Annotated in this window: 11 protein-coding genes; 9 read left to right on the plus strand and 2 right to left on the minus strand. The window is 61.3% G+C overall.

Going from position 1 to position 11,417, the window contains the following annotated elements:
- Positions 1–24 precede the first annotated feature (24 nt).
- Positions 25–1,023, minus strand: a complete 999-nt coding sequence (locus AC1DKV_RS32705) for a LysR family transcriptional regulator (RefSeq protein WP_441623313.1) — start codon at positions 1,021–1,023, stop codon at positions 25–27.
- 126 nt (positions 1,024–1,149) lie between these two features.
- On the opposite strand from AC1DKV_RS32705, the gene AC1DKV_RS32710 reads away from it, so the two are divergent.
- From AC1DKV_RS32710 to AC1DKV_RS32750, 9 genes are all read left to right on the plus strand, one after another.
- Positions 1,150–1,758 carry an HAD family hydrolase gene (locus AC1DKV_RS32710; protein ID WP_441623315.1) on the plus strand — a complete coding sequence of 203 codons (609 nt, stop codon included), beginning with the start codon at positions 1,150–1,152 and terminating at the stop codon, positions 1,756–1,758.
- Positions 1,759–1,809: 51 nt separating this feature from the next.
- Positions 1,810–3,120, plus strand: a complete 1,311-nt coding sequence (locus AC1DKV_RS32715; protein WP_477138946.1) for an NAD(P)/FAD-dependent oxidoreductase — start codon at positions 1,810–1,812, stop codon at positions 3,118–3,120.
- A gap of 459 nt (positions 3,121–3,579) precedes the next feature.
- Positions 3,580–4,899 carry a Rieske 2Fe-2S domain-containing protein gene (locus tag AC1DKV_RS32720; protein ID WP_441623319.1) on the plus strand — a complete coding sequence of 440 codons (1,320 nt, stop codon included), beginning with the start codon at positions 3,580–3,582 and terminating at the stop codon, positions 4,897–4,899.
- A gap of 50 nt (positions 4,900–4,949) precedes the next feature.
- Positions 4,950–5,939: an ABC transporter substrate-binding protein gene (locus AC1DKV_RS32725; RefSeq protein ID WP_477138951.1), complete on the plus strand. Its 990-nt coding sequence runs from the start codon at positions 4,950–4,952 to the stop codon at positions 5,937–5,939.
- Between the two features lie 48 nt (positions 5,940–5,987).
- Positions 5,988–6,149, plus strand: a complete 162-nt coding sequence (locus AC1DKV_RS32730) for a hypothetical protein (protein WP_441623323.1) — start codon at positions 5,988–5,990, stop codon at positions 6,147–6,149.
- 14 nt (positions 6,150–6,163) lie between these two features.
- Positions 6,164–7,138, plus strand: coding sequence for a PDR/VanB family oxidoreductase (locus AC1DKV_RS32735; protein WP_441623325.1), 975 nt, complete (start codon positions 6,164–6,166; stop codon positions 7,136–7,138).
- A complete protein-coding gene (locus AC1DKV_RS32740) occupies positions 7,135–8,334 on the plus strand; it encodes a Gfo/Idh/MocA family protein (RefSeq protein WP_477138947.1) in 1,200 nt (399 codons plus the stop codon). Before AC1DKV_RS32735 ends, AC1DKV_RS32740 begins: the two co-directional genes overlap by 4 nt.
- A gap of 33 nt (positions 8,335–8,367) precedes the next feature.
- The gene (locus AC1DKV_RS32745; RefSeq protein WP_477138948.1) at positions 8,368–9,360 is read left to right on the plus strand and encodes a Bug family tripartite tricarboxylate transporter substrate binding protein; all 993 of its coding nucleotides are present in this window, start codon (positions 8,368–8,370) and stop codon (positions 9,358–9,360) included.
- A 477-nt stretch (positions 9,361–9,837) separates the two neighbouring features.
- Entirely contained in the window at positions 9,838–10,335 is a 498-nt protein-coding gene (locus tag AC1DKV_RS32750; protein ID WP_477138949.1) for a MarR family winged helix-turn-helix transcriptional regulator, read from the plus strand.
- A 3-nt stretch (positions 10,336–10,338) separates the two neighbouring features.
- Here AC1DKV_RS32750 and AC1DKV_RS32755 read toward each other — a convergent pair.
- Positions 10,339–11,417: RNA-guided endonuclease InsQ/TnpB family protein (locus AC1DKV_RS32755; RefSeq protein WP_477138950.1), on the minus strand; the 1,079-nt coding region annotated here is incomplete at its 5' end.

The following is an 11,417-nucleotide window of genomic DNA, read 5'->3' on the forward strand; positions in this document are numbered from 1 at the left end:
GGCGCGCCCCTTCCCACCAGCCGTTCAGGCAGACTCGCCCGCTATGGGCGTTGCCTTGCGCATGCGCCGCGCGCGCGCATGCAGCCGGCGCAATATCACGTCGAATGACTCCAGTTGCCGGTTGATCTCCGCCTGGCCCTGCTCCACCAGATAGGCCCGGAAGGCAACCGCCACGCGCGGCAGGCGTACACCCGGCAGGTTCAACACATACCAGTCGCGCTCGATGGGATTGCCTTGCAGCGGCAGAAGTCCGATCAGCCCTGCCTGGAACTCCAGTGTGCACGCGTGCAGAGATAGAAACGCTACGCCCAGGCCCGCAGACACCATCCGCTTGATGGCCGCGTTGCTGGAAAGCTCGGAACCCCGAGGCAGCCGCAGACCCGCCTCCTTGAAAAGACGCTCCACGGTGTTGCGCGTCCCCGAGCCGCGTTCGCGCACCAGCAAATTCTCCTCTACCAGATCTTGCAGGGTGAGATGGCGGCGCGACATCAGCGGATGGTCCGGTGCCGCGATAAACGCCATCGGATGCTTGGCAAAGGCGGTCGCATGAGTGCGGATATCCGTGGGTGGCCGGCCAATGATGGCGAGGTCGATCTCATGCATCGCGAGCATGCGGACGATCTCCTCGCGATTGCCGACATGAAGCTTGATCTTGACATCTGGGCTGTCCGCCGTGAATGCCACCAGCATCGATGGCAGCAGGTATTCCGCAGTCGTGATGGCACCCACCCGGAGCGTCCCCGCGAGACTGCCCTTGAGCGCCGCCACCTCCTCGGTGGCGTCGCGCCAGAGCCGCAGTATCTGCCCGGCGTAGCCGGCCATCACCTCGCCCGCAGGCGTGAGTTGCATACCCCGGCCCGCACGCTGCACCAGTGGCGCMCCGATGGCCTCCTCCAGCAACTTGAGCTGCAGCGACACCGTGGGCTGCGTGATGTGCAGCTCCTCCGCTGCCCGAGATACACCACCCAGGCGGGCAATGGCATCGATGGCGTTGAGCTGCCGAAAAGTGGTGGTTCTATTCATAGTAGAAAACCTATCAGTCGGTTTTATAAACTAATTTTTCAATATGAAGCGGCTACCTTATAGTGCTCTGACCGGAAACGCAATCGCGTCCGCGTATCGAAAAACGCAGTGCATAGGGGACGGAAGATGTCGCTTGAATTGCTAGTGCTTACCCTGGACGATGTGCTCATCCGGGCGGACGAACTAAGGTACGGTATTGATAACGCTTCGCAAAAAGGCGGCTCCGCTCACTCGCAACAAGCGACCTATCGCGACGGCTGTGGCATCCGCATCCGCGCCCAGGCAGCAGCACTCATGCATAGCGCTGAGATGGATGGTGCTCGACTGGCACTCGCGGCCCCCATCTCGTCGCGGATACTGTGTGGGCTGCTCGACGCCGCCATCGGACCGGACTGGCCCGATCGTTTCACCGTGGTCGCCACTGCCGACGCCCTATCCTCCAGAGAGACAGAAGCTGATCTCTACAGGCTGATACTGCGCACAACAGGCGTGCCKGCGCACCGCGCGTTGCTGATCTGCGCCACGCAAAGCAGCCTGCGCGCCGCCAAATCCATTGGGATGCATACCGCTGCCGTACAGCCGGAAGGCAGCGACGTGCCGCAATATGAGGGGACAACGCTTCCGAACTCCACCGGCGCGGTCTGGCCGGACTTCCACACGCTGGAGTTGATCGCGAATGGCCTGTCCCCTTCCCATAGCGCTTGCCGCGCCACAGCTGTGCCGGCAGTGAGCTAGATCGTCAGCCTGCGTGCCACGGCTTGCAAGACCCAAATTGCGGAGATTCCCATGAGAAAGATCGTTATCGTCGGCGGCGGCGCCGCAGGACTACAGGTGGCCACGCGCCTCGGCCGGCGTCTTGGCAAGCGCGGCCTAGCCGAAGTCATTCTGATCGATCGTAGTCCCACGCATCTGTGGAAGCCCTTGCTACATGAGGTGGCTGCAGGTCGCCTTGAGCCCGTTGTCCACCATACCTCCTTCGCCCTGCAGGCTGAACGTCATCGGTTTCGCTTTGTACAAGGCGAACTGCAAGCGGTAGATCGTAGCAACCGCACCATCTCCATTGCTCTCTCCGGCACGGGAGACGGCGAGAATGGCCAGGTCCAGTCCATTGCCTACGATAAACTGGTGCTCGCTGTTGGCGGTGTCACCCAGTACTTTGGCGTGCCGGGAGCAAGGGAGCACGCCTTGACGCTGGACAGCGTCAGTAGCGCGGAGGAAGTGCGTGAGCGCGTATTTACCGCCTTGCGCCGTCGTACCGCGCTGGCCGACACTCAGCAACAAGCGCAGAGCGCCAAGATGCGAGTCGCCATCGTTGGCGCTGGTGCCACCGGTGTCCAGCTTGCAGCCCAGTTGCGTAGAACATCTCGAGTACTGAATCGCTATGGCATCCACCGGCTCGACCCGGTGGCGGGCGTGGATATTTGCCTGATTGAAGCATCTCCTGCCGTTCTCCCAGGCATGGGTACACGGATCGCCGCGCGCGTCGGCGAGCAACTGGCGAGCCTGAACATCCGAGTCCAATGCAACGCCAAGGTGACGTCGGTCAGCCAGGATGGCCTGACAGTCGCAGGACAGCCGCCGATGCCGACGGATATTGTCATCTGGGCGGCGGGCGTTGCCGCGCCTGCGCTTCTCGGCACATTCCAGTTGCCGGTCAATGCGAAAGGACAAATTCGCGTTCTGCCCACATTGCAGTGTGTCGTCGACGAGCATATCTATGCTATTGGCGACTGCGCAAGCTGCAGGTTGCGGGACCTAGAGGCCGAGCTTCCTACCCGGGCGCAGGTCGCATACCAGCAAGCGCTATATCTTGCCAAAGCATTGCCACAGMACCTCGCCGGCAAATCGGCCGCGGGATTTCGTTACCGCGACCACGGCTCCCTGGTCGCCCTGGCGGGCAGCAGCACGATTGCAAAGCTAGCCGCCACGCCGGGCAAGGATGACGGCTGGCATGTCGAAGGCAGACTCGCGGCCTTGCTCCACCACGCTATCTATCGGCGGCACGTGATAAACATCCACGGCTGGCTGCGAGCCTTAGGCATGACATTGGCCCAGGGCTTGGAGCGCTTGCTTGCGGCAGGGTCGCGATTGCATTGACGCCATTGCGCAGCAGTCCAACTTTTTTGCTTTGTCCTGCGGCCTCAAGGCTTGGCACCCCTTAGGCTCGTTGTCGAATCGCGGAGGTAAGAGCCTGCCGGCAAGCATCAAACAAAGACGGACAAAGCGACCCTACGCTCCACTCCTCATCCATTGCTAGCGCAGTGCAGCGTCCCTTTGTGACGCCTGCGGCTCGTCAGACGCGCCCGCTCACGCGGTGAATGCCCCTTGGCCAATCCTGCGACACCGCCCACGCGCTCAGTGGCAACGTCTAAGCCACTTTGAGCTCTCGCACGGCAATAATACTTATTCCTCTAAGTATTTTCCCTTGGTTTCCATACTGCCTTCTTGTCATCGCCGTCTCGCCTCATTATGCTTAGTTCACTAAGCTTTTTCTCGAAAACAAGCGATATGCGCGACCGACCCTAACGGGGAGACGTCCGCCAGGAGTGCGATGCAATGATCACCAAGGAAGAAAACGAACTGCTGTGTCGAGTTGAAGGTGAGGCGCCGATGGGGCAGTTGATGCGACGACACTGGACGCCGGTCTGCCTGATCGAGGAGGTCTCGGAGCCTGACGGTGCGCCCGTGAAAGCGCGCGTCTTCGGGGAGGACTTGGTGGTATTCCGCGACAGCGATGGTCGAGTCGGCGTGATGGACGAGTACTGCCCGCACCGTCGAGCCTCTCTGGTCTACGGCCGCAACGAAGAAGGCGGATTGCGCTGCCTCTACCACGGCTGGAAGATGGACGTCGAAGGCAATGTGCTGGAGATGGTTTCGGAGCCCACCTCGAGCTGCATGGCAGAAAAGGTCAAGCATAAGGCGTATCCCACCAAGGAATGGGGTGAGATGGTCTGGGCGTATATGGGCCCGGCGGAATCGGTACCGGAATTCACGCCGCCACCATGGGCGCCGACTGAAGACGCCCGCGTGAGCATTGCCAAGGTGCTCCTGCCCTGCAACTGGGCGCAGGTGCTCGAAGGAGCGATCGATTCGGCCCACAGTTCCAGCCTGCACAGCTCCGACATAGTTCCGGCGCGGGTGAACGGCGCAAAGGCCACCGCCAACCTCTGGCTGCGCCCGTCGACCGACAAGGCGCCGCGCCTGCAGGTGCAGCGCGGCAGCTACGGGTTCCGGTATGCCGCCATCCGCCGGCCCATCCACCAGGCGCAGACCCACGACTATGTCCGCTCGACCGTGTTCGTTGCCCCTGCGACGGCACTGATTCCTCCGAACAATCTCTACAACGTCGCCAACGTCAACGTCCCGATGGATGACACGAACACGGCGTTCTACTTCATTGCCTGGGGCCATCCTGCGCAGACACCCGAGACCGAATCCTGGCGCAAGTTCCTCCGCCAGACCGTGGGCGTGGACCTGGACCCGTACTATCGGCCGCTGCGCAATACGGAAAACCGCTTCTGGCAGGATCGACAGGCCATGAAAGCTGGCAACTTCACCGGCATCTCGGGCTTTCCCAACCAGGACGTGGCAATGTGGCTGACGATGGGGCCGATTGCGGACCGAACCCATGATCGGCTCGGCGCCAGCGACCTCGCCATCGTCGAGTTCCGCAAGCAGATGCTGGATGCCGTCAAGGCCTTCCAGGCAGGCAGCGACGCGATCGGCACCGGCGCCAACGTGATTGCGCCCGACATCTGCGCGTTCCAGGCCGTCGTGCCGAAGACGGACGACTGGCGGACCTTCGATGTCTCCTATGTATGGGCGGATGGTCAGGAGCGGCCGGAGCTCGAACCCTCTTACTCGATCAGGGCATAGCTCTCGGCGCCGCCTCATTCGTCAGACCCCGCCCCCAAGGCCATCACACAATKACAAAACTACGCCTTTCCGTCGCCATGGGCGACTATGACCGTACCCGCGCCCTGCTCGATGGTCGGGTCCAGATCGACGGTGTCGATCCGGTCTACATGACGCTGAACCCGGAGGAGATGTTCTTCCGGGCGATGCGCAGCCAGGACTTCGATATCACGGAGCTTTCCTTCTCGAGCTACCTGGTCAAGCACTCGCGAGGCGACTGCCCGTACATCGCCGTCCMCGTCTTTCTCTCGCGCGCTTTCCGCCATACATCGATCTATGTTCGCAAGGACCGCATAAAGCGGCCTGAAGACTTGAAGGGCTGCMGCATCGGCATCCCCGAATACCAGCTCACCGCAATCGTATGGGCGCGAGCGCTCCTCCAGGACGAGTTCGGTGTCCGCCCGTCMGACGTMACGTGGGTGCGCGGCGGCATCGATACGCCGGGCCGCCCTGAGAAGGTCAAGCTCGAGTTGCCGGCCGACGTTCGCGTCGAGGCCGCGCCGGAAGGACGCACGATCTCGGACATGCTCGACCGCGGCGAAATCGATGGATTCATCGCCCCCCGGCCGCCTAGCGCCACGGCATTKCGCAACGAGAACATTGCCTGGTTGTTCGATGACCCTACCGCGGACGCCAAGGACTATTTCCGTCGCACGGGTGTCTTTCCGATCATGCACGTGGTTGGCGTCCGKAAGACACTGGTGCAAGCCCATCCCTGGCTTCCCGGCGCGGTGTTCAAGGCCTTCAGCCAGTCCAAGGCCCACGCACTCGCACAGCTGTCCGACACGTCGGCGACGAAGGTGACGATGCCCTTTGTCGAGGAGATGCTGAAGGCCGCTCGCGAGACACTCGGCGAGGACTACTGGTCCTATGGTGTTCAAGCGAACCGCCGGACTCTGGAAACCTTCGTGCGGCATCACCATGGTCAAGGACTGTCCGAGCGCCTGGTGCCGGTGGAAGATATCTTCCACCCGTCCACCTATGAGTCATACAGCATTTGACAAAATCGCGCGTGACTCGTGTCGAGACGCGCGCCCCTGGGAGCAAGGATGTTCGAGTACAACGAGAGCCTCGAGCAGGCGCTTCATCGCAATGTCGAGGATGCCCTGCGGGAGGACATCGAGCGCACAGACTGGACGGCTCAGTTCGTGGCGGTTGAGCTGACCAAGGACGTACGCGCCATCGACCTGTCGATGCGATTCGACGCCTGACGAGAGAGAGACTTATGACGACCATCACACAGCCCCACTCTGATACGCAGATGCTCCTGCGCATCACACGCATCCATGATGCGGCGGAGGGTATCCGCAGCTTCGAGTTCGTGCTGCCCGATGGCGCCGACCTGCCGCCCTTCACGCCGGGCTCGCATATCAAGGTGCAGGCGCCCAACGGCCTGCTGAGGAAGTACTCGCTGTGCAACGACCCCGCGGAACGTCACCGCTACATCATCACCGTGAAGCGTGACGCCAACGGGAAGGGCGGCTCCATCAGTCTTTGCGACGACGCCAGGGAAGGCGACCTGATTCCCGTTGGCGTGCCGGAGAACGCATTTCCCCTCGTCGACAATGCCAAGGCATTCATCTTCATCGCCGGTGGCATCGGCATCACGCCCATCCTGTCGATGATCCGCAGCTTTGGCGAACTGTCGACGGCCAAGTGGAAGCTCTACTATTTCACGCGCTCACCGGAGACCGCCGCGTTCCTGGATGAGTTGCAGGCACCCGAACTCCGGGGCAAGGTGAAGATCCATCATGACTTCGGGAGTCCCGACAAGGCATTCGACCTGTGGCCGGTGCTGGAGAGGCCGTGCGACACCCACATCTACTGCTGCGGCCCGCGGGGGCTGATGGACGCCGTGCGTGACATGTCGGGTCACTGGCCCGCCACGAAGATCCACTTTGAAAGCTTCAACGAAGGGGGCGAGGTGCGCGCGGACGACAAGCCGTTCGATATMGTGCTGAACAGCACTGGGCAGCGCTTCGAGGTTCCGGTGGGCATGAGTATTCTGAATGTCCTGCGCCAGCATGGCTGTGACGTGCCGTCTTCCTGCGAGAGCGGAACCTGCGGTACCTGCCGCACCACACTGGTGGCGGGCGAGGCGGACCACCGTGACATGGTCCTGATGCCGGAAGAGATGGAAAGCCAAGTGATGATCTGCGTCTCGCGGGCGAAGAGCGCCGAACTGGTGATCAAGCTATGAAACGCAAACCTGACGGAAAGGTGCGCCTGGGCGTCGTCGGACTCGGCCGCGCGTTCTCACTCATGCTGCCGACTTTCCTTGCAGACGACCGCATCGTCCTCGCCGCCGCCTGCGACCCGCGTGACACTGCGCGCCGGCAATTTGCGCGCGATTTCGGCGCCCCGGTATACGAGGACCTGTCCGAGATGGCGCTCTCGCCCGATATCGATGCCGTCTACATTGCCAGTCCACATCAGTTCCACGCCGCCCACGCATGCCTTGCCGCGGCGAATGGGAAGCACCTGCTGGTCGAGAAGCCGATGGCATTGTCGACGGCGGAGTGCGACCAGATGATCGAGGCGTGCGCCCGTGCTGGAGTGCAAATGATCGTCGGGCATTGCCACAGCTTCGATTCCCCCTATCTGCACACCCGTCGCCTCCTCGACTCGGGCCGCTTCGGCGCAGTGCGGATGATCCATGCGCTGAACTACACGGACTTTATGTACCGGCCGCGACGCCCAGAGGAACTTCAGACCGAGGCTGGYGGTGGGGTCGTCTTCAGCCAGGCGGCGCACCAGGTCGACGTGGTCMGCCTGCTCGCCGGATCCCCGGCCAGTCGGGTCAGGGCGACACTCGGGCAATGGGATCCAGCCAGACCGACGGAAGGTGCATATTCCGCCATGCTCTGGTTTGAGAACGGAAGCTATGCCTCCCTGACCTATAGCGGCTATGGCCGTTTCAATTCGGACCCCTGGAACGGCGAATTCACCGAAATGGGTTTCTCAGCCCACGACGAGGACTATGGAAAGGCGCGCCGCAGGCTGGCCGGCATCGGCTCGGCCGAGGCGGAAGCACGACTAAAGGCAGACGCCACCTACGGCGGCCCTTCGTGGACACCGCCGGCCAGCGCCCAACCCCCACTCGCCAACCAGCACTTCGGCCCTGTTATTGTCAGCTGCGAGCACGCCGACATCCGCCCCATGCCMGACGGGATCTGGGTCTATGGTGATCGGGAACGCGAACACATCCCGCTGCCAGCGCCGGCGGTGCCACGATTCGAGGTCATTGACGAATTGATTGACGCCGTCGTACACGGACGGCGCCCACGCCACGACGGGCCCTGGGCAAAGGCTACGCTCGCGGTCTGTCTCGCGATGCTGGCCTCGGCGCGCGAGGCCCGGGACATCGAGTTGCCCCATCAGGCTTGGCCGGTCTAGCAGTGCCCTATATAAAAAGAGAGGAGACAAGAAATGAGACGCCCCACAAACCATCTCACACGGCGCAGGCTGTGCCTGTGCCTGGCGGCCGCCGCATTCGCCCCAACGACGGCTCTGGCAAGCCCCGATGCCTGGCCTAACAAGGCGGTCCGGCTGATCGTTCCTTATGCGCCAGGTGGCCTGCCTGACACCGTTGCTCGTGTGCTGTCGCAGCAATTGACACAACGGCTGGGCAAGCCGTTCGTGGTCGAGAATCGTCCCGGCGCCAATGGTGTCGTGGCCGCGCAGGCGCTCAAAACGAGTCCCGCCGACGGCTATACCTTTCTGGTCACTGATGGGTCAATGATGACAATCAACCCTGTGATCTACAAAGATCTGTCCTATGAGCCCAAGCGCGATTTCGTGCCGGTGTCATTGGCGGCGAGATCTCCGCTCTTTCTAGCCGTCAATGCCAGTGTGCCGGCGAACTCGCTCCAATCCTTTATTGCGCTCGCAAAGTCGAAGCCGGGGCAACTCAATTACGGCTCTTCCGGCATAGGGAGCACCCATCAACTATCGATGGAAGCGCTGAAAGCCGCACTCAAGCTCGATATCAAGCACATCCCCTTCCGCGGCTCCGGCCAATCCGTCCCGGCGCTGATCGGGGACCAGGTGCAGGTGGTCTTCGCCGCGTTGCCATCGCTATCGGGCTTCGTGAAGTCCGGCCAGGTCAAGATCCTCGGCACCAACTCGCTGCAGCGATCCAAGCTTGCGCCGCAAATTCCGGCCATCTCGGAAGTGGTGCCCGGGTACGACTATGCCGTGACAGTCGGCGTGCTCGCGGCCGCGGGAACGCCTAATGCCGTGGTGAAGCAGATGTCAGATGCCATCGCRAATGCCGTCAAAATGCCCGAAGTCATATCGCAGTTGCACATCGCAGGCATAGAGCCGGTGGGTGGGTCGAGCGCGGACTACACGAAGGCGCTCGGCKACGAGACAGCGCGCTATGTCGAAGCCATCAAGGTGGCCCAGGTAGTTGCGGAGTAGAGTTCTCCACTCGGTACGGATATCGAAAATGCAATCGCAGGTCCCCGCAGTTCGAACTCCTGCGGGAGAACGATGAAATTCACGGCGCGCAATACCGAGCATATGGCACAACGGTAGAGTTGGTCGCCTCGGGTCTTGAGCGGGGACGCATCGGCGTCTCCGCCATCCGGCCGCGCTATCACGTATGACCAGTAGATCCCGCGCCCAGCATCGACGCACGTCGGGAACGTGCTGAGGCTCTGCCTACGGTGACGTAGTCATCCGCATTGCGGCTTTTGCTGGACAAATCTCCACGTGCCGTTGAATGTCCAAGCTGGTTATCCCTGGCATGATGTTAATATTAGAATCATAAGTAAATCCTGCCGGCGATACCCTCATCCGCACGCTGCGCCATACCGGCCCCCGGCGTGCGGCCTATGCCAGAGCCGGATTTGCGATAATCCGCTCTTCCTCTCGAAGAGCCGTCCGGACCTTTCCATGCCGAGAAACACCAGAGAGACGGAAATTGCCAGTCGCATGCTGCGGCACTGGCACGAAGGAGTGCCCAACGACCGGATGGCGCATCTCGTCAAGGACGCGACGCGGGGATTTCTGCGAGCGCTACAGACGAGGCTTGCCCGCCACGATGTGCAATTGGGGCACTGGACCTTCCTGCGCATCCTATGGGAGCGAGACGKCCTCACGAAGCGCGAGCTCAGCATAGAGGCCGGCGTGATGGAACCCACCACGGTCGTCGCGCTCAAGACCATGGAGAAACTGGGTTACGTSAGCCTCGAACAGCGACCCGACAACCGCAAGAATATCTACGTTTTCCTGACACCTCTGGGCAAGAAATTGAAGAAGCTACTTGTTCCGCTTGCCGAAGAAGTCAACGCATTGGCCMTGAATGGCATTCCAGAAAAGGAAGTGGAAACGACTCGCCGCGCGCTGCTTGTGATGATCGACAATCTCGGTGCCGATGCCCACATAGAGTAGCTGCTATCCAAAACGTGCACAAATGTGCGCGTCCGGTTCCTGCCCCGAACCTCCTGACTGGCCAGGCTCGTATCTGACAGGCTTAACTTTCCCGACAGCCTCGGGTAGTGAAATCATTTGTTCAAGGTTGACGCTCGCGTTAAAGTCTCTGTCATGGCGCGTGTCACAGCTTACGCAAGTCCRCTCTCGATCCCTTAACGTCAAAGCCGAATTTACCTCGCCGCAGCATGAGCAACGCTTTGAGCTAGGAAAGAAGCGATCCGCAGTCACTAGCGTTGTCCCATACCAAGTGCTCTTGTACTCGATCTGGCGACGAATCTCCCCAAATGCCACGTCGAGAATGGCGCGGTTCAGGCCAGCCTTTTGACGGACATTTCTTCCCGGTTTGTCGACACTCCCCTTGGCGCTTGCAGTCATTCCCTGCACAGACAAGTCCTCGATGCCCAACGTTTGGTTTTCACGTGTGAGCGAGGTCGTCATCTTGTGCGTGAAGTCATTGCGAATGCACCTGATCTTTCGATGCTGATCAGCGAGCTTTCGCGATGCCTTCTCACGGTTCTTGGACGGGAGAAGACGCACCCCCTTGGGAATCCGGCCCTTTTTACCTAGGCCCATACGTTGYTTCTGCGCTTCCATCTTGCGCGACACCGACCGCTGCAACCTCGTCAACCGCTTCTGCGCCTTCTTCAGCGCACGCGGCGTCKCATAACGTTTGCCRTCAGAGCAGACGATTTCCTTGACGTTGAGGTCGACGCCGGTGACCGGGCGGCGAGTCGCCGGCYCAATCCAGCATATGTCCACCTCCTGCTGCAGCGACAGATACCAGCGTGTGCCATCGCGTGACACCGTGGCGCCCATTATCTTGCCGCCGAACCGCGGWGCCTCTTTCATCCTCACCTTGCCCAGCACGGGCAGACGTACCTGCCTCTCACCTACGGTCAGCTTGTCGTTGGCGACGTAGAAAGCATCGCGCGCCTCTCCCTTCCGCTTGAAGACAGGGCGATAAGCATTCTTTCCCCTTTTTACGTCGTCGAAGAACTTGCTCCAGGCCTTGCTCAGATTGGCAAAGGGCTGCGCATGCG

The sequence above is a fragment of the Cupriavidus sp. 05T41 genome, from assembly GCF_056396525.1.